Annotated in this window: 15 protein-coding genes; 1 reads left to right on the top strand and 14 read right to left on the bottom strand. The window is 58.8% G+C overall.

The genetic code is table 11. From position 1 onward, the window contains the following. Positions 1–5: 5 nt before the first annotated feature. From ACP3TA_RS07870 to ACP3TA_RS07855, 4 genes are all read right to left on the bottom strand, one after another. On the bottom strand, positions 6–794 hold the full coding sequence (locus ACP3TA_RS07870; RefSeq protein ID WP_060660030.1) for an alpha/beta hydrolase: 789 nt from the start codon (positions 792–794) through the stop codon (positions 6–8). Between the two features lie 568 nt (positions 795–1,362). Next, positions 1,363–2,502, bottom strand: coding sequence for an ABC transporter permease (locus ACP3TA_RS07865; protein WP_016929316.1), 1,140 nt, complete (start codon positions 2,500–2,502; stop codon positions 1,363–1,365). Beyond that, positions 2,499–3,653, bottom strand: coding sequence for an ABC transporter permease (locus ACP3TA_RS07860; RefSeq protein ID WP_028127576.1), 1,155 nt, complete (start codon positions 3,651–3,653; stop codon positions 2,499–2,501). Before ACP3TA_RS07860 ends, ACP3TA_RS07865 begins: the two co-directional genes overlap by 4 nt. Further along, a complete protein-coding gene (locus tag ACP3TA_RS07855) occupies positions 3,635–4,606 on the bottom strand; it encodes an HlyD family secretion protein (RefSeq protein WP_033638900.1) in 972 nt (323 codons plus the stop codon). The genes ACP3TA_RS07860 and ACP3TA_RS07855 overlap by 19 nt, the downstream gene beginning before the upstream one ends. A gap of 232 nt (positions 4,607–4,838) precedes the next feature. On the opposite strand from ACP3TA_RS07855, the gene ACP3TA_RS07850 reads away from it, so the two are divergent. Next, positions 4,839–5,852: a luciferase-like monooxygenase gene (locus ACP3TA_RS07850; protein ID WP_187307333.1), complete on the top strand. Its 1,014-nt coding sequence runs from the start codon at positions 4,839–4,841 to the stop codon at positions 5,850–5,852. 37 nt (positions 5,853–5,889) lie between these two features. Here the strand turns inward: ACP3TA_RS07850 and yedF are convergent, their stop codons facing one another. The 10 genes from yedF to infB form a co-directional block, all read right to left on the bottom strand. Next, on the bottom strand, positions 5,890–6,129 hold the full coding sequence (yedF, locus tag ACP3TA_RS07845; protein WP_033641662.1) for a sulfurtransferase-like selenium metabolism protein YedF: 240 nt from the start codon (positions 6,127–6,129) through the stop codon (positions 5,890–5,892). Beyond that, on the bottom strand, positions 6,126–7,340 hold the full coding sequence (gene yedE / locus ACP3TA_RS07840; RefSeq protein ID WP_016929320.1) for a selenium metabolism membrane protein YedE/FdhT: 1,215 nt from the start codon (positions 7,338–7,340) through the stop codon (positions 6,126–6,128). The genes yedF and yedE overlap by 4 nt, the downstream gene beginning before the upstream one ends. A 145-nt stretch (positions 7,341–7,485) precedes the next feature. Next, positions 7,486–9,408, bottom strand: a complete 1,923-nt coding sequence (locus ACP3TA_RS07835) for a DEAD/DEAH family ATP-dependent RNA helicase (protein WP_033641661.1) — start codon at positions 9,406–9,408, stop codon at positions 7,486–7,488. Next, positions 9,398–9,472 (bottom strand): protein YrbN, encoded by a 75-nt coding sequence (gene yrbN, locus ACP3TA_RS07830; protein WP_223182019.1) that lies wholly within the window; start codon positions 9,470–9,472, stop codon positions 9,398–9,400. Before yrbN ends, ACP3TA_RS07835 begins: the two co-directional genes overlap by 11 nt. A 122-nt stretch (positions 9,473–9,594) precedes the next feature. Next, complete coding sequence (gene nlpI, locus ACP3TA_RS07825) at positions 9,595–10,479, bottom strand: lipoprotein NlpI (RefSeq protein WP_004933495.1); 885 nt, start codon at positions 10,477–10,479, stop codon at positions 9,595–9,597. Positions 10,480–10,607: 128 nt separating this feature from the next. Next, the gene (gene pnp / locus ACP3TA_RS07820; RefSeq protein WP_016929321.1) at positions 10,608–12,725 is read right to left on the bottom strand and encodes a polyribonucleotide nucleotidyltransferase; all 2,118 of its coding nucleotides are present in this window, start codon (positions 12,723–12,725) and stop codon (positions 10,608–10,610) included. 256 nt (positions 12,726–12,981) lie between these two features. Next, positions 12,982–13,251 (bottom strand): 30S ribosomal protein S15, encoded by a 270-nt coding sequence (gene rpsO, locus ACP3TA_RS07815; protein WP_004933502.1) that lies wholly within the window; start codon positions 13,249–13,251, stop codon positions 12,982–12,984. Between the two features lie 124 nt (positions 13,252–13,375). Next, positions 13,376–14,320 (bottom strand): tRNA pseudouridine(55) synthase TruB, encoded by a 945-nt coding sequence (gene truB / locus ACP3TA_RS07810; RefSeq protein ID WP_033641660.1) that lies wholly within the window; start codon positions 14,318–14,320, stop codon positions 13,376–13,378. Next, a complete protein-coding gene (rbfA, locus tag ACP3TA_RS07805) occupies positions 14,320–14,730 on the bottom strand; it encodes a 30S ribosome-binding factor RbfA (RefSeq protein ID WP_004933508.1) in 411 nt (136 codons plus the stop codon). The genes truB and rbfA overlap by 1 nt, the downstream gene beginning before the upstream one ends. A 70-nt stretch (positions 14,731–14,800) precedes the next feature. After that, positions 14,801–17,491, bottom strand: a complete 2,691-nt coding sequence (infB, locus tag ACP3TA_RS07800; RefSeq protein WP_019453339.1) for a translation initiation factor IF-2 — start codon at positions 17,489–17,491, stop codon at positions 14,801–14,803. Between the last annotated feature and the right edge of the window lie 14 nt (positions 17,492–17,505).

The following is a 17,505-nucleotide window of genomic DNA, read 5'->3' as shown; positions in this document are numbered from 1 at the left end:
TCCTGTCACAGCCCTGTTGGCAGTGGTTTTTGGCTCGCAACGAAATTCGCTATGCGTGCATAATCTTTTGCCACCGCCGGATGTTTGCGCCCGGGAAGAAACTCGAAGCTGCAGCGCTCGCCGTCTTTCACCAACTGCGATGCCAGATTCCTGACATTCAACCTTGGGTTATCCCCTATGCGCTGGAAGATCTCTTTCTCAAGATCGGTACTGTCCGGCTCCGCCCGCTCCTCGCGGCTGCCTAAGAGCAGCGATAACCAATCAATGCTTGCGGCAAGCTTAGCGTCGCCTTCGGGCAGCACTGCGCCATTCGCCCACCAGAGCGCGGGACTGGCGGCAACATAGCGCTGAAAAGCCGTTTGATGATGAAACGCCACGTATAAGGTGAAATGCCCGCCAAACGAATGCCCCGCCAGCGTTTGCATTTGCTTATTGACCTTAAAACGACATTCGACCCACGGTTTGACGACATCCTGAATAAATCGATAAAATTGCTCCGCTCCGCCCCCGTCTTTAAAGCGCTCGCTGCCATCGCTCACCGTATAGTCGAATGTGCGAGCCGCCTTAATATCGACACCCTCCTGATAACCGATTCCAATATAAAGCACAGGGGATACATCATCACCGTGATAACCCGCCTTAATTAGGGTCTCAAAATGTCTGTTGGCATCTAAAAAATACAACGGATTTAATTCGTTGCACCCAACATGCCGTTTATCGCATGCCAGGAAGACCTTATATTTTTGTCCATGATATTCAAACAGAACCGTTTGAACGCTTAATTTACCCGTCATACATCATGCTCCTTCATATTTGTTACATAACGGCACCTATCTGAAACATCCCGTTTACAGACCAATCTCATGACTATGAGCGAGCAATCCATTTAATTATCCTACAATTAATGATTTCCGCACGCTAAGATCGTAAATCCCGAGGAGTTCATCACACACATAAACAATTAAGAAAACTTAATCATTTTAGGCGAAATAGAAATATAACAATTAAAATTGGATAAGCAATGTTCTATCCCGGCAAATATCACTTTTGGCTAAATAGTCGAAGGGTTATTTTTTAGGGATGATAAGTTTGAAAGAATTAGGAATAGCCTTATCAAAAAGAGAACATAACACTGCAACACAAACAGGCGTGATTGAAGGTGTGCGTGATTGTCGGCGGGCCAGACCGAATTTCAAGAAGGGGTTGCTGCGTGCCGCTAGCGAGTAAAGCTTATGCGCGGCCGAAACCCGATTGCCGGGTTGTGGTCGCTTTGCGTTATCCCCGCCGGCTGCGGGGATAACGCAATAACCCATTGGATTAATTATCTTTTAACGTCACCGGGAAAGGCATCAATGCCTCCCCTTACGCCCGCCGCTTCCTGAACATCCCGCGCAGCGCCACGCTGTTGCGCAAGAAGGCCACGCCGAAGCCCAGCAGGGTGTAGACCACGCCGAGTATCAGCATCATCACCACGTCGCCCCACACTTCATTCAGCGACAGCCCCATCTGGTTGACGCCGGCGATCGCCTTGGTGCCCCAGGTGGAGGGAATGCTGTACGAGATGGCGCGCACCCAGGCCGGCATCGACTGCAGCGGCCAGATGGTGCCGGACAGGTAGAAGACCGGCGTAGTGATGAACGCCAGCGTCAGGTAGATCATCTCGACGCTGCGCAGGCACTCGGTCACCAGCTTGCCCAGTCCCAATACCGCCAGCAGGAACGGGAAGGTCAGCAGCAGCAGTTCGGCGATGTTCGCCGTCTGCCTATAGCCCAATACCCACGGCCACAGCACGAACAACACGATCGACAGGAACAGCCAGATCGGCAGCAGCGCCGTCAGCCCGCCGAGGTGCGCCGCCAGCGGCGCTTTGCCGCCGGGCATGCTTTTCATGGCGATATTGACGCGGATACAGGCGATCAGCAACGAGTGCTGCAACAGCATCACCAACAGCCCGGGGAAGATGATCGCCGCAAAGCTGATGCCGGGGTTGAACACGTCCAGCGTTTGTCCCAGTATCGGCGTCAGCAGTATCTGCGCCTGCCGTTCGCTGAAGCCGCTGCGCAGCAGCAGCCCGTTGTTGTACTCCGTCAGCAGCTGCTGATAGGCCGCCACCACGTCTTGTTGGATCTGGCCGTTGGCCAGGCGGTTGGTGGCGTCGCCGTAGACCGGCACCACGATGTTTTGCCCGCTGAGAATTTTCTTCTCCAGATCCACCGGCATGATGATCACCGCAAACAGCTTGCGCCAGCTGAGATCGCGCTGCGCCTGTTCCAGGCTGTCGTAGGTTTCAATCGCGATCTTGGAGGTGGCGTCCAGTTGGCGGATCAGCTGGCGGCTGGCGGTGCTGTGATCCTGATCGACCACCCCCACCGGCAGATCCCACACCGTGCGGTTGGCGTACACCAGGCTCATGATGCACAGCGACAGGATCAGCATCAGCCACACCGGCCGCTCCAGCATGCCGAGCAGCACCTTAACGAAGGTTTGCCAATAGAGCTTCATCCGGCGTTCCCCTCTTTTGCCAACCGCGCCGGCAGGCGATTGCGCACCAGCAGCGCGGCCACCAGCGGATAGACCGCCAGCAGCGCGCACACGCTGAAGATGGCGCTGGCGTGCACCTGCCGCAGGAACACGTCGAACATCGCGTACAGCGCGTGGGTCAGCGGTTCGATGTTGGAAATGATGCGCGCCGGCAGCGGCATCGACAGCTCAGGCACCGCCATGCCGGAGAAGGTCATCGCGATACTGACCAAAATACCGATCAGGCTGTAGGCGGTGATGGTGCTGCCGGTAAAGGTGTACAGCAGCAGGCCGATACTCTGCGCCGCCATCACGTAGAACAGGCCAATCATCAGCATAAACAGCGGGTTGCCGCTGACGCGGGCGTCAAAGATGCCCACCAGCGCCGCGATCTCGACCATCAGCAGGGTGGTGAAACACAGCGTGTACGGCGCCAGCTTGCCGAGTAGCGCCAGGCTGAACGGCTTGGCCTGCAGCAGCGACTTGCTGCGCGCCAGCACGTAGATCATGCAGGTCACCGCGAACAGCTGCAGCAGATGGATGGTGGCGGCGAACTGCTGGTAATAGATATAGCTGCCGCTGGCGTTGAACAGGCTGCCGTAGGAGAGCGTCACGTCCGCCAACGGCGGCAGCGTCTTGCCCATCTCGGTGGCGATGATGCTGCGGGTGCTGGCGTTGATTTCGTTCATCAGGCCGCCAAAGTCCTGGGTGGAGTACAGCCCGGCGCCGTAGAACAACGCATTGTAGTACATCACCACGCTCGGCTGTTTGCCCGACAGCGCGTTGGCCTCAAGGTCCGGCGGGATATACAGCAACGCGTAATCCTGCGCGCTGCGCAGGCGGCTCAGCGACTCCGGCAACCCACCGCCGTAAGCCTCGACGTGGGCGTGCGAACCGGCGTCCAGCCGCCGCGTCAGCGATTTGGACAGCGGGCTGTGATCGCTGTCCACCACCGAGACCGGCAGATCGAGCAGCGTGCCTTCGGAGAAGTTGCTGCTGATCAGCGCAAACAGGATCAGCGGAAAGATCCAGCTCAGCCAGTGCACCACCGGGCTGCGAAAGGCGACGCGACACTCTTTGTCGAACGCGTGACTGAAGCAGCGCCAGCCGGCCCTTACTCTTTCCATTGCCATAAGGTGCTCATCCCCGGACGCAGGCCGTCCACCGGCTGTGACGGATACAGGCGCACTTCGAAGGTTTTCAGGTCGAAGTCGCCGGTGGCGCGGGTGGCGCGTTTGGTGGCGTAATCCCCCAGCGGCGCGATGTAGCGCACCTCGGTGTCGATCATTTTGTCCTTCAGCGCCGGCACCCGCAGCTTGACCTTGTCGCCTTTGCGCACGTGGGCCAGGATGTCTTCACGCAGGTTAAACACGAAGTAGGCGTCCGGCACCCGGATCAACGTCACCAGCGGGCTGCCGGCGTTCAGCAATTCGCCCACTTCGGCCGGGATCGGCCCCACTTCGCCGTCTACCGGCGCTTTCACCTGCAGATCGTCGCTCTGCGCCTGGATCTGCAGCAGGTTCTCTTCCGCCGCCCGCAGCGCCGCCGCATATTGCTGCCGCTGCTCGACGCGGTCGCCGTTGATGCCTTCATCCAGATTGGCCTTGGCGGCCTGCACCTGTTGGAAGGCGGTGTCGCGCGACCGGCGCGAAGCGTCCAGCTCGGACTTCGAGATATAGCCCTTGCCGGCCACGCTCAGGTTCCGGTTGTAGTCGTTTTGCGCATTGCGGTACTGCGCCTCGGCCTGCGCCAGGTTGGCGCGCAGGTTGCGGATGCTCTCTTCACGGGTACCGTGCAATGACAGCTCAAGCTGCGCCTTGGCCTCGTCGCGCGTCGCCTGTGCGGAACGCAGTTGCGCCATCAGTTCGGGGCTATCGAGTTGAATGATCAGCTGGCCGCTTTTCACGTCGTCGCCGCGTTCGATCAGGCGTTCAACGACCCGGCCTTTCGCTTTGGATGCGACGATCACTTCGGGGGCATCCACTTCACCCTGCAGCAACAGATCCTGATTGTGCGCGCGGAACAGGATCGCCAATGCGATCGCCGCCAACATCAGCAACAGGGTAAACAGCGTCTTTTTTTTCATTATGTCAGCTCCCGGAACGGTAAGCGGCGGGCGGGGATAATCATTTCCATGTCTCAAATTGCTCCAAAAAACACCATTGCACTCATGAGGATATCACAAGCACATATCTCCTCTTTTATAACTATAAATTGGATTATGCTTTTAACACTAAAAAGCATCTTTTTTTCGGCCTTTTAGTATGCAGACTCCTGCAATCGCCCTTTAAGCGATCCACTCTCTGATGGACGATGTCATGACTGAACACACTGCCGTACCGCTTTCGGTACTGGATTTATCGCCAATCCCGCAAGGGGCCAAGGCGCGCGACGCTTTCCACTGTTCGCTGGATTTGGCGCAGCACGCCGAACGCTGGGGCTACCAGCGCTACTGGCTGGCCGAGCACCACAACATGACCGGCATCGGCAGCGCCGCCACCTCGGTGCTGCTGGGCTATCTGGCCGCCGGCACCCAGAGCATTCGCCTCGGCTCCGGCGGCGTGATGCTGCCGAACCATGCGCCGCTGGTGATCGCCGAACAATTCGGCACGCTGGAGTCGCTCTACCCGGGGCGCATCGATTTGGGGTTGGGCCGCGCGCCCGGCACCGATCAGCGCACCATGATGGCGCTGCGCCGCCACCTGTCCGGCGACGTGGATACTTTCCCGCGCGACGTGCAGGAACTGCAAAACTACTTCTGCGACGCGCAGCCCGGGCAACCGGTGCAGGCGGTGCCGGGCCAGGGGCTGCATGTGCCGCTCTGGCTGCTCGGTTCCAGCCTCTACAGCGCACAGCTGGCGGCGCAGCTCGGCCTGCCGTTCGCCTTCGCTTCACACTTCGCCCCGGATATGCTGTTCCAGGCGCTGCAGCTGTACCGCGAGAACTTCAAACCGTCCAAACAGCTGGCGCAGCCACACGCCATGGTCTGCGTCAACGTGATCGCCGCCGACAGCGACCGCGACGCGCGCTTCCTGTTCAGCTCGATGCAGCAGCAGTTCATCAATCTGCGCCGCGGTGCGCCCGGCCCGCTGCCGCCGCCGGTGGATAACATTCACGCGCTGTGGACCGCCGGCGAGCAGTACGGCGTCGAGCAGGCGCTGCGGATGTCGATCGTCGGCGATGAAAAAACGGTGCGCCACGGGCTGCAAACGCTGCTGCGTGAAACCGATGCCGACGAGATCATGGTCAACGGCCAGATTTTCGATCATCAGGCGCGGCTGCGTTCGTTCGAGATCGTCGCCGGCGTGAAGGGCGACATCGTGAAGGGCTAAAAAGCGAAAAGGCGGTGGGAACCCCACCGCCTTGGCGTTAACGCTGGATCAGGTAGCGAATGGTCGGCCCGTCCTGCTGGATATCCAGCACCTTGTAGCCGTGGTTGCGCGCATCGAGCGGGATGTTGTTGATCGACTGCGGGCAATCGCTGATCACCTCCAGGATCTCCCCCGGCTTCAGCTGCGGCATCGCCTCCAGCGTCGCCACCGCCGGGTACGGGCAAGGCTCGCCCAGCATGTCCAGCCGGTAGTCCGGCACTATCGTTGTTGCTTTCATGGCATGCTCCTCAAATTCACCACCTGCGCCTCAGGCCGGGCGCGGAAAAAGCGTTTCTCCCACCACAGCATGGCGGCGAAGGCCAGCGCCAGCAGCAGGTAAGTCACCAGCAGGCCGCCGATCGGGCCGAAGGTATCGAGCAGGTTGATCTTGTCGTAGTCGGTCGCCAGCGCCGGCGCCAGGTCGTCCCAGTAATAGGCCAGCAGCGTAGCGCCGATGATGTTGCCCAGCCCCACCCACCAGTAGTGCACCTGCCCTTCCACGGCGCGGTACATCCAACCGGTCTCGCAGCCGCCGGCCAGCACGATGCCGAAGCCGAACAGCAAACCGCCCAGCACCGCATTCGGGCCGGCCCACATGATCTTCGGCGCCACGCCGAGCTGCACGTAGCTGAAGATGCCGATGGCGCTCACCGCCATGCCGATGATGATGGCTTTCGCCATGTGGGTGCGACCGGTGATCCACAGATCGCGGAACGCCGAAGTGAAGCAGATCTGCGCGCGCTCGATCAGCAGGCCAAAGCCGATGCCGAACAGCATGGCGATGCCGAGCTTCGGCGCATCGAACAGTGTCCACAGCGACCAGGCCACCGCCAGGCCGAAGACGGCCATGCCCAGCCGGAAGCGGCGGCGCGCCTGCTCAGGCTTCTGCGTCAGCGGCGCAGCGGCCTTCACCTTTTGCAATTTGACCGGGATGCGGAACATCGGCAGCAGCGTGAATTTGGCGCCGAAGTAAGAGCCGGCGGCGGTCGCCAGCGCGAAAAACCAGGCGTGCAACGAGAACTGAGGAATGCCGGTGAAGAAGGCCGCCAGGTTGCACCCCATCGCCAGGCGCGCGCCGAAACCGGCGATGATGCCGCCCAGCAGCGCCTGGACGATGCGAATGCGATGCTGCGGTTGACGCAGCTTGATGTTGTTGGCCCACAACGCGGCGGCGATGCAGCCGGCGAACATGCCGATGATCATGCGCCCGTCGATGCGCTCCAGCGGCGTGCCCTGCAAACCGATCACCTTGAAATAGCCCCACTGTTCAGGGTGCAGACCGAACCACTGCAGCACATGGCCGCCCCAGCGCGTGAATTCGCCGGTCACTGCCCAGAAGGTGCCGGTCATGCCGAAGTAGTAGGTAGAGAGGATCCCGGCGGCGATCACCGCCGGCAGCGGTGCCCAAAAGCGCACCAGGTATTGAGATTTAAACTGCTGCCAACTCATGGCATCTCCCGTGCATATCATCCGTAAGAAAAAACCTTATGAATGATACGCCATTCAGGGGCGTTTGACGGCAATTTTCAGGCATAAAAAAACCAGCCCGCAGGCTGGTTTTTCAGAGCACTCACCGCGAACGGAGAATCGGCGATTACGCGTCGCCGAAACGACGACGTGGTGCCGCCGGTGCGCCGTCATCACGGCGTGGCGCCGGCTTGCCGTCACGGTTGTAGTTACCGCCACGACGCTCACCGCCGTTACCGCCTTCACGACGTTCGCCGAAGGAACGACGTGGGCCGCCTTCGCGACGTTCGCCGTTGAACGGACGACCGTTGCCGCGACGCTCGCCGCCGTTGCCGCCGTCACGACGCTCGCGACGTTCGAACGGCTGTGCATCGCCCAGCAGCTGCATGTTCATCGGCTTGTTCAGGATGCGAGTACGAGTGAAGTGATTCAGGATCTCGCCCGGCATGCCTTTTGGCAGCTCGATGGTGGAGTGGGAAGCGAACAGCTTGATGTTGCCGATGTAACGGCTGCTGATGTCGCCTTCGTTAGCGATAGCGCCAACGATATGACGGACTTCTACGCCATCGTCACGGCCCACTTCGATGCGGTACAGCTGCATTTCGCCAACGTCACGACGTTCGCGACGCGGACGATCGCCGTCACGGCTGTCGCGGCTGTCACGACGGTCGCCGCGGCGATCGTCACGGTCGTTGAACTCACGACGCTGACGCGGCTTGAAGACCGGATCCGGTGGCAGGATCAGCGGACGTTCGCCCTGAGCCATTTTCAGCAGCGCTGCGGCCAGGGTTTCCATATCCAGCTCTTCTTCCGGCTGCAGTTTGGTCAGCAGCGCGCGGTACAGATCCAGATCGCTGCTTTCCAGCTGCTGCTGAACTTTCGCGGCGAACTTGGCCAGACGACGCTCGCCCAGCAGTTCTGCGTTCGGCAGCTCCACTTCCGGGATGGTCAGCTTCATGGTGCGTTCGATGTTGCGCAGCAGGCGGCGTTCGCGGTTTTCCACGAACAGCAGCGCGCGGCCGGCGCGGCCCGCACGACCGGTACGGCCGATACGGTGAACGTAAGACTCGGAGTCCATCGGGATGTCGTAGTTGACAACCAGGCTGATGCGCTCAACGTCCAGGCCACGGGCCGCAACGTCGGTCGCGATCAGGATATCCAGACGACCGTCTTTCAGACGCTCCAGAGTCTGCTCACGCAGCGCCTGATTCATGTCGCCGTTAAGCGCGGCGCTGCTGTAACCGCTGCGCTCCAGCGCTTCGGCCACTTCCAGGGTCGCGTTCTTGGTACGGACGAAGATGATCGCCGCGTCAAAGTCTTCGGCTTCCAGGAAACGCACCAGCGCTTCGTTTTTACGCATGCCGTAGACCGACCAGTAGCTCTGGCTAATGTCCGGACGGGTGGTCACGCTGGATTGGATGCGCACTTCCTGCGGCTCTTTCATGAAGCGGCGGGTAATGCGACGGATCGCTTCCGGCATGGTGGCGGAGAACAGCGCGGTCTGATGTTCAGCCGGGATCTCAGCCATGATGGTTTCTACGTCTTCGATAAAGCCCATGCGCAGCATTTCGTCGGCTTCATCCAGCACCAGACCGCTCAGGTTGGAGAGGTTCAGGGTGCCGCGCTTCAGGTGGTCCAGCAGGCGGCCTGGGGTACCCACAACGATTTGCGGGCCCTGGCGCAGAGCGCGCAGCTGCACGTCGTAACGCTGGCCGCCGTACAGGGCTACCACGTTAACGCCGTTCATGTGTTTGGAGAAATCGGTCATCGCTTCGGCAACCTGAACCGCCAGTTCGCGGGTCGGTGCCAGCACCAGGATCTGAGGTGCTTTCAGGTCTGCCTGCAGGTTGTGCAGCAGCGGCAGCGAGAACGCTGCAGTTTTACCACTACCGGTCTGTGCCATGCCCAGCACGTCGCGGCCGTTCAACAGGTGAGGAATACACTCAGCCTGGATCGGAGATGGTTTTTCATAGCCCAGATCGTTCAGGGCGGAAATGATTGGAGCAGACAGCCCCAGATCAGCAAAAGAGGTTTCAAACTCAGTCGTCATGTACACGTGCCTCATTAATAATGGCAGCCAGTCTACATAACTCGTCGAGAAAATTTTCAGTCATTTTCATTGAAAAGTGTGAACCGGCTCAAATTAGATTATAAAACGAACAAAAAAGCCCTCGCCCGTTAAGGCGATAACTTTGGTTAAAAACCAATGTTCATCAGGCTGATAGGTGTTCGTCAGCTATTGCTGGTCCGATTCCGATAGGTCGTCTTGCTCTTGGCCCAAAAGCGCCAATTCCAACAATGCATAGCGGTGCTCAACGAAGTTGTGAACGTTGTTAGACACCGTCAGTTTGAACAGCGCCGAAGCGGTGTCCTTGTCCCCCAGACTCAGGTAGTGTTTACCCAAATAGAAGTCAGTTTCACTGAGATGCTCAGCGAGCGAAGTGTTATCCGTTGCATCTGCCTTGAGGCGTTCCATCAGCGTTTTTTCGCTGATCTTGCCCAGGTAGAATTCGACAATATTCCATCCCCATTGCCCTCTGTCCGCTTTGTCATAGCGCTGCTGAAGCGCTACCTCGGCCTTCTTGGGATCGATTTCTCTCTCCACCAGATACAGCCATAACGAACGGAAGGGATCGTTTGGGTCGTCTTGATAAAACGCCTGCAGATCATCCTGCGCCAACGGGAAGCGGCCGCCATAATACAGTGCGATGCCCCGGTTTAAACGCGCGTAATTGTAAGTTGGATCAAGCTCTAGTACAGAATCAAACGCTTCATAGGCAGCATCAAAATTGCCTGCCTGCGTTAAGTAAATGCCCAGGTAGTTGAAAACTTCCGGCATGTCGGGACGTATCGCCAGCGCCTGCGAGAAATCATTGCGCGCTAATGCACGTAACCCGAGGCTATCATACAGCACACCGCGCTCATATAAAAGCTGTGCGCGTTCGTCATCCGTCAGTGCCCGGCTGGCAAGAATTTGTTCCATGCGCGCCAGGATCACTTCCTGCTGCAACGTTGGCTGCAACGGGATTGCCAAAACTTCGTCTTTACGCCAATCATGGTTGCTGCATCCTGCCAGCATGAGTGCTGTCGCAACGTAACACCAGCGCAAGAAAGGCTTCATTTCCCACTCCCGAAGACAAACATTGGATGAACGTCCTGTCCTCCGTTTGCTAAAACGCGGGCATCCTACCCGCGCGATACGAACAGCTCCCAACCCCGTGGCGGGGAGCTGTAAAACTATCTATACAGTTATTCTGCTTCAGGCGCAGGTGAACCTGCTTCCGGCGCCATCGCTTCTTTGATGCTCAGACGCACGCGGCCCTGACGGTCAACTTCCAGTACCTTAACCGGCACTTCCTGACCCATCTGCAGATAGTCGGTCACTTTCTCAACGCGCTTGTCGGCGATCTGAGAAATGTGCACCAGGCCTTCTTTACCACCGCCGATAGCGACGAATGCGCCGAAATCAACGATACGGGTCACTTTACCCTGGTAGATACGGCCCACTTCGATCTCTGCCGTGATCTCTTCGATGCGACGGATAGCGAATTTCGCTTTCTCACCGTCGGTCGCAGCGATTTTAACTGTACCATCATCTTCAATTTCGATGGTAGTGCCAGTCTCTTCGGTCAGCGCGCGGATAACGGAACCGCCCTTACCGATCACGTCTTTGATTTTATCCGGGTTGATGCGGATAGTATGAATACGCGGTGCGAATTCGGAGATATCGCCGCGCGGAGTGCTGATAGCCTGTTCCATTACGCCCAGGATGTGCAGACGCGCGCCCTTGGCCTGGTTCAGAGCCACCTGCATGATTTCGCGGGTGATGCCTTCGATTTTGATGTCCATCTGCAGCGCGGTGATACCGTCGCGGCTACCGGCCACTTTGAAGTCCATGTCGCCCAGGTGATCTTCGTCACCCAGAATGTCGGACAGAACCACATAGTTATCGGCTTCTTTCACCAGGCCCATCGCGATACCCGCAACGGCAGCCTTGATTGGCACACCGGCGTCCATCAGCGCCAGAGACGCGCCGCACACGGAAGCCATGGAAGAAGAACCGTTGGATTCGGTGATTTCAGACACCACGCGAACCGTGTACGGGAAATCTTCCGGTTTAGGCATCATAGCCAATACGCCGCGTTTCGCCAGGCGACCGTGACCGATTTCACGACGCTTAGGAGAACCGACCATGCCGGTTTCGCCTACGGAGTACGGAGGGAAGTTGTAGTGGAACAGGAAGCTGTCGGTCTTCTCGCCCATCAGCTCGTCCAGGTTCTGTGCGTCGCGCGCGGTGCCCAGGGTCGCGGTAACCAGCGCCTGAGTTTCGCCACGGGTGAACAGCGCGGAACCGTGGGTGCGCGGCAGTACGCCGGTGCGCACATCCAGGCCACGGATCATGTCTTTTTCACGGCCGTCGATACGCGGCTCGCCACGCAGTACGCGGCTGCGCACCACGTTCTTCTCGACGGTGCCCAGGATGTCCTGGATTTCGCCGGCGTCCAGCGTTTCGTCCTGCGCCAGCAGGGTTTCAACCACGCTGTCTTTGATCGCGTCAACCTGAGCGTAACGCTCTTGTTTTTCGGTAATGTGGTAAGCGTCGCCCAGGCGAGCTTCGGCCAGTTCAGCCACGCGCGCGTGCAGCGCTTCGTTGACCGCAGGCGCCTGCCAATCCCACTTCGGCTTGCCGGCTTCGGCAACCAGCGCGTTGATGTTTTCGATAACCACTTGCTGCTGGTCGTGGCCGAACACCACGGCGCCCAGCATCTGATCTTCGCTCAGCACGTCAGCTTCGGATTCCACCATCAGCACCGCGCCGGCGGTACCGGCAACCACCAGATCCAGACGGCTTTCTTTCAGTTCATCGGTCGTTGGGTTCAGTACGTACTGATCGTTGATGTAACCTACGCGCGCGGCGCCGATTGGGCCGTTGAACGGAATACCGGACAGGCTCAGGGCGGCAGAGGCGCCGATCATCGCAACGATGTCCGGGTTCACCTGCGGGTTAACGGAAACCACGGTCGCGATCACCTGAACTTCGTTCAGGAAGCTGTCCGGGAACAGTGGACGGATCGGGCGGTCGATCAGACGGGAAGTCAGGGTCTCGCCTTCGCTCGGACGGCCTTCGCGGCGGAAGAAGCTGCCCGGGATACGGCCGGCGGCGTAGGTACGCTCTTGGTAGTTCACCGTCAGCGGGAAGAAGCTCTGGCCCGGCTTGGCTTTTTTCTGGCCAACGACGGTAACGAATACGGCGGTGTCATCCATGCTCACCATAACGGCGGCGGTGGCCTGACGCGCCATCATACCGGTTTCGATGGTGACGGTATGCTGGCCATATTGGAATTTGCGAATGATCGGTGTCAGCAAAATTATATCCTTGATTAACGGCGCGCAATCGCATTGACGACTCGACACGCCTGTGACTCGATTTGCCTTCTCACTACATCCTCGCGACTAATGACAATCCTTATCTCAGGCGGGAGATAAAGCCTCTCATTAGCCGCGCGAACCTCTGTAACGGAAGAACCTGTTTGGAAACATCAGTAATACATTAACCTGATTTGCTTATGCTTCCTAGAAGAAAGGGGCCAAAATAGGCCCCTTTCCACTGAAACTTGCTAGATTAGCGACGCAGACCCAGACGCTCGATCAGGCTGGTGTAACGTGCTACATCTTTACGCTTCAGGTAGTCCAGCAGCTTACGACGCTGAGAAACCATACGCAGCAGACCACGACGGCTGTGGTGATCTTTTTTGTGCTCGGAGAAGTGGCCTTGCAGATGGTTGATCTGCGCAGTCAGCAGGGCAACCTGAACTTCGGTAGAACCGCTGTCGTTAGTACCACGACCGAAATCAGCTACGATTTGAGCTTTAGCTTCAACACTTAGAGACATTGTAATACTCCAGATTATAGATAATAAAAACAGGCGCCGATCTCTAATTCAGCAACCCAATGCATAAGCTGCGCCATTCTACTCTTAGCGCAGTGCGATCGCAAGGCGACGCAGTGCCCCGCCGTCAGTCGAAATGCTCGACCACCAGGCGGCGCGGCGCCACGCGACCATCCTCGGCGATGTCGCCAACGCCGATGAATTTCCGCTCTTCACCCTCGGTGATGCGCACCAGGCCGGATGCCGGCGCGCCGGCCACTTGCACCGGTTGCCCCTGCTTGACGTAACCCGCCACCACCGGCAGCAAATTCACTTCCGGATAGTTCTCAACCGGGCTGTCCATCGGCATCAGCAGCGGATCGAGCAGCTCGCCGGGCGCGATCGCTTGTTCCTGCGCCTGCGCCACCAAGGCGTTCAGCTGTTCCAGCGTCACCATGCGCGCGATGGGATAAGTCGCCACCTGCAGGCGGCGCAGATAGATCACGTGCGCGCCGCAGCCCAGCAGCTCGCCGAGATCGTCGGTGATGGTGCGGATGTAGGTGCCTTTCGAGCAGTGAATCTCCAGCTCGAGTTCATCCCCTTCCCAGCGGATAAACTGCAGCTCGTACACCGTAATGCTGCGCGCTTCGCGCGGCACTTCGATGCCCTGGCGCGCATACTCGTAGAGTTTCTTGCCCTGGTATTTCAACGCCGAATACATCGACGGCACCTGCTGGATGTCGCCGCGGAAGGTGTCCAGCGCCGCGTCGAGCTGCGCCTGGGTGAAGTTCACCGGGCGTTCCTGCACGATCTGCCCGTCGGCGTCGGAGGTATCGGTACGCTGCCCCAGCTTGGCGATCACCCGATAGCGCTTGTCGGAATCGAGCAGGTATTGCGAAAACTTGGTCGCTTCGCCCAGGCAGATAGGCAACATGCCGGTCGCCAACGGATCGAGCGCGCCGGTATGGCCCGCTCGGTTGGCGTTGTACAGACGTTTTACTTTTTGCAGCGCATCGTTGGACGACAACCCCTGCGGCTTGTCCAGCAACAGCACGCCGTGGATGTCACGGCCGCGGCGACGAGGGCGACTCATTAATCCTCCTTGTCATCGCCTGAGGCGGAACGGCGCTCTGCGTCGTTCTTCACCACGTTGGTCACCAGGTTGGACATGCGCATGCCTTCCACCAGGGAGTTGTCGTAAGCGAAGGTCAGCTCCGGCACCACGCGCAGGCGCATCGCTTTGCCCAGCAGGGTGCGGATATAGCCGGAAGCGTCCTGCAACGCTTTGATGCCGTTGGTGACCAGATCCGGATCGTGGTTCTCGGTCAGCACGTTCAGGAAGGTGACGTAAACCTTGGCATACGCCAGGTCGCGGGACACTTCCACGCCGGAAACGGTCGCCATGCCGACGCGCGGATCTTTCACTTCACGCTGCAGAATGATCGCAATCTCTTTCTGCATCTCTTGCGCCACGCGTTGACCGCGGCTGAATTCTTTTGCCATTTTGGATTCTCCAGACAAATCGGGGGGCACAAAGGCCCCCCGTAAACAGATATAAGCAGATGTGCAATCGTTAAGCGATGGTGCGTTGGATCTCAATGATTTCGAACACTTCGATCATGTCGCCGACGCGCACGTCGTTATAGTTCTTAACGCCGATACCACATTCCATGCCGTTACGGACTTCGTTAACGTCATCTTTGAAGCGACGCAGGGATTCCAGCTCGCCTTCATAGATAACCACGTTGTCGCGCAGTACGCGGATTGGGTTGTGACGCTTGATGGTCCCTTCGGTAACCATACAGCCGGCGATAGCGCCGAACTTAGGTGATTTGAACACGTCACGCACTTCGGCCAGGCCGATGATCTGCTGCTTGTATTCCGGCGCCAGCATACCGCTCATCGCCTGCTTCACTTCGTCGATCAGGTTATAGATCACGGAGTAGTAACGCAGATCCAGGCTTTCCGCTTCGATCACGCGGCGCGCAGAAGCGTCGGCACGCACGTTGAAGCCCAGGATGATGGCGTTGGAAGCCGCAGCCAGCGTCGCGTCGGTTTCGGTGATCCCACCTACGCCGGAGCCGACAATCTTCACCTTCACTTCGTCGGTGGAGAGTTTCAGCAGCGAGTCGCTGATCGCTTCGCAAGAACCCTGTACGTCGGATTTCAGCACGATGTTCAGCTCGGACACTTCGCCGTCGGTCATGTTGGCGAACATGTTTTCCAGCTTGGACTTCTGCTGACGCGCCAGTTTGACTTCGCGGAACTTGCCCTGACGGTACAGCGCCACTTCACGCGCTTTCTTCTCGTCACGCACCACGGTCGCTTCGTCACCCGCTGCAGGCACGCTGGACAGACCCAGGATTTCCACAGGGATAGACGGACCGGCGGAGGTCACTTCACGGCCCAGCTCGTCGCGCATCGCACGCACACGGCCGTATTCGAAGCCGCACAGGACGATGTCGCCCTTGTTCAGCGTACCTTCCTGAACCAGCACGGTAGCAACCGGGCCACGGCCTTTATCCAGGAAGGACTCGATCACTACGCCGCTCGCCATGCCGCTGCGAACCGCTTTCAGCTCCAGCACTTCGGCCTGCAGCAGGATGGCCTGCAGCAGCTCGTCGATACCGGTACCGGCTTTCGCGGACACGTGAACGAACTGCGCTTCGCCGCCCCACTCTTCCGGCATAACGCCGTACTGAGACAGTTCCTGCTTAACGCGATCCGGATCGGCTTCCGGTTTGTCGATTTTGTTCACCGCAACCACCAATGGCACCTGCGCCGCTTTCGCGTGCTGGATAGCTTCGATGGTTTGTGGCATCACGCCGTCGTCGGCCGCCACCACCAGAACCACGATGTCAGTCGCCTGAGCACCGCGAGCACGCATCGAGGTAAACGCGGCGTGGCCCGGGGTGTCCAGGAAGGTGATCATGCCGTTCTCGGTTTCTACGTGGTAGGCACCGATGTGCTGGGTAATGCCGCCAGCTTCGCCCGCCGCCACTTTGGTGGAGCGGATGTAGTCCAGCAGAGAGGTTTTACCGTGGTCAACGTGGCCCATGATGGTCACGACCGGCGCGCGCGGCTCGGCCGCAGCGCCCGTATCACGGTCGCTCATCAGCGCTTCTTCCAGCTCGTTTTCACGACGCAGGATAACTTTGTGGCCCATCTCTTCGGCAACCAGCTGTGCGGTTTCCTGGTCGATAACCTGGTTGATGGTGGCCATGGCGCCCAGTTTCATCATCACTTTGATGACCTGAGAACCTTTGACCGCCATCTTGTTGGCCAGCTCGGCCACGGTGATGGTTTCACCGATCACCACGTCACGGTTAACCACCTGCGCCGGCTTGTTGAAGCCCTGCTGCAGAGCGCTAGGCTTGCGTTTGCCGCCTTTGCCGCCACGGGTAACGGCACGCGCTTCTTCGCGATCCGCTTTGGATTCGGACAGCTTGTTGCCTTTCTTCTGCTTGGTGGCTTTGCCGCCGCGGGTGCGGCTGCGACGATCGCCTTCAACTTTGGCGTCGTTTTCATCTTCAGCGGCACGGGCGTGCTGAGAGGTGGTCACGTGATAGTCGGCGCTTTCAACCGCAGCGCTAGCCGCGTCGGCCTGGGCCCACTTCTCGCCGTTCTCTTCGGCCATGCGACGGGCTTCTTCCGCCACGCGCTTGGCTTCCTCTTCAACCTTGCGGCGCACTTCCTCTTCCGCTTTACGTTTCAGTTCAGCGGCTTCGGCTTCACGGCGTGCTTTTTCCGCCTGAGCTGGCTTGGTCATTTCGTCGGTATGTTGATTGGTCACTTTTTCTTTTTCCGCTGAATTACGCTTAGCAATCTCCGCGGCCTCACGTTTGGCTTGCTCTTCGGCTGCGCGCTTCGCTTCCGCTTCGCGTTTTGCGAGCTCTTCCGCTTCGCGCCGTGCCTGCTCTTCCGCTTCACGCTGTGCCTGCTCTGCCGCTTCAGCCAACTGGGCTTCCTGCGTATCGCGATTTACATAAGTGCGTTTCTTGCGGACCTCAATTTGCACCGATTTACTTTTACCGCCGGTGCTCGGGATATTCAAGGTGCTGCGCGTTTTGCGCTGCAAAGTGAGTTTACCCGGCGCGCTGCCGTGTTCACGGTTCAGGTGCGCCAGTAATGTTTCTTTTTCTTGCTGGGTAACAGAGTCCGACTCGGACTTGTTGATCCCTGCATCAGCAAACTGCTGTACCAGGCGATCAACCGGAGTCTGAATCTCTGCTGCCAGCGATTTTACGGTTACATCTGTCGTCATGCTGTTCCTTCCTG

The organism is Serratia sp. 2C06, assembly GCF_050037615.1.
Lineage (GTDB): Bacteria > Pseudomonadota > Gammaproteobacteria > Enterobacterales > Enterobacteriaceae > Serratia > Serratia ureilytica.
This window is presented reverse-complemented; position numbering and strand designations above follow the sequence as displayed.

Excerpts from the sequence above, each read along its gene's own strand:
- ACP3TA_RS07870 (WP_060660030.1), bottom strand. The coding sequence starts at position 794 with ATGACGGGTAAATTAAGCGTTCAAACGGTTCTGTTTGAATATCATGGA.
- ACP3TA_RS07865 (WP_016929316.1), bottom strand. The coding sequence starts at position 2,502 with ATGAAGCTCTATTGGCAAACCTTCGTTAAGGTGCTGCTCGGCATGCTG.
- ACP3TA_RS07860 (WP_028127576.1), bottom strand. The coding sequence starts at position 3,653 with ATGGCAATGGAAAGAGTAAGGGCCGGCTGGCGCTGCTTCAGTCACGCG.
- ACP3TA_RS07855 (WP_033638900.1), bottom strand. The coding sequence starts at position 4,606 with ATGAAAAAAAAGACGCTGTTTACCCTGTTGCTGATGTTGGCGGCGATC.
- ACP3TA_RS07850 (WP_187307333.1), top strand. The coding sequence starts at position 4,839 with ATGACTGAACACACTGCCGTACCGCTTTCGGTACTGGATTTATCGCCA.
- yedF (WP_033641662.1), bottom strand. The coding sequence starts at position 6,129 with ATGAAAGCAACAACGATAGTGCCGGACTACCGGCTGGACATGCTGGGC.
- yedE (WP_016929320.1), bottom strand. The coding sequence starts at position 7,340 with ATGAGTTGGCAGCAGTTTAAATCTCAATACCTGGTGCGCTTTTGGGCA.
- ACP3TA_RS07835 (WP_033641661.1), bottom strand. The coding sequence starts at position 9,408 with ATGACGACTGAGTTTGAAACCTCTTTTGCTGATCTGGGGCTGTCTGCT.
- nlpI (WP_004933495.1), bottom strand. The coding sequence starts at position 10,479 with ATGAAGCCTTTCTTGCGCTGGTGTTACGTTGCGACAGCACTCATGCTG.
- rpsO (WP_004933502.1), bottom strand. The coding sequence starts at position 13,251 with ATGTCTCTAAGTGTTGAAGCTAAAGCTCAAATCGTAGCTGATTTCGGT.
- truB (WP_033641660.1), bottom strand. The coding sequence starts at position 14,320 with ATGAGTCGCCCTCGTCGCCGCGGCCGTGACATCCACGGCGTGCTGTTG.
- rbfA (WP_004933508.1), bottom strand. The coding sequence starts at position 14,730 with ATGGCAAAAGAATTCAGCCGCGGTCAACGCGTGGCGCAAGAGATGCAG.
- infB (WP_019453339.1), bottom strand. The coding sequence starts at position 17,491 with ATGACGACAGATGTAACCGTAAAATCGCTGGCAGCAGAGATTCAGACT.